The sequence below is a fragment of the Streptomyces sp. H27-D2 genome (genome assembly GCF_035828615.1).
Lineage (GTDB): Bacteria > Actinomycetota > Actinomycetes > Streptomycetales > Streptomycetaceae > Streptomyces.
The window spans coordinates 7,327-7,918 of record NZ_JAYMZR010000171.1 but is presented as its reverse complement, the minus strand read 5'-3'; the positions used below and the strand labels follow the sequence as shown (position 1 = coordinate 7,918).

The window sequence follows — 592 nt, the reverse complement described above, 5'->3', positions numbered from 1 at the left end:
GTACGGGACGAGCTCCGCGGCGGCGCCGACCAGTTCGTGGGTGCCGCCGACGTCGGTGGCTACCAGCGGCACTCCGGCGCGCAGCGCCTCCTGGGCGATCAGGGACCGCGCCTCCCAGCGGCTGGGGAGCACCACGAGGTCGGCGGCGGCCAGCAGTTCCGGTACGTCGTCGCGGCGGCCGAGCATCACCACCGGCAGCTGCTCGGTCTCGATGCGCCGGCGCAGCTCGGCCCGGAGTGAGCCCTCGCCCGCGATGGCGAGCATCGGCTGCGGGTCGAGAGTGCGCCACTGCCGCACTGCGTCCAGCAGCGGCTCGTAACCCTGCCCCGGCTCCAGACGGCCGACGACTAGCACCAGCGGCCGGTCCACCGCGCCGAGTTCGGCGCGCGCTTTGTGACTCTTACGCTCCCCCGCCGCGATCCCGGCCGGGACGGGCGGTTCGGCCGCTTCAGCGCCCTCGGCCGCCCAGGGCATGGGGATCGCGACCGGCGCGAGGCGCGCGTCACGCGCCCCCCGGCGGCGCGCCCGGTCCACCAGGTCGGAAGAAGCGCCGAGGACGACGGCCGCGGCGCGGGCGCGGCGCCCCCGCCGC

Annotated in this window: 1 protein-coding gene; it reads right to left on the bottom strand. The window is 77.2% G+C overall.

Annotation, left to right across the window (positions count from 1 at the left end; all coding sequences use genetic code 11):
- Positions 1-592: glycosyltransferase (locus QMK28_RS33280; protein ID WP_326443421.1), on the bottom strand; the 592-nt coding region annotated here is incomplete at both ends.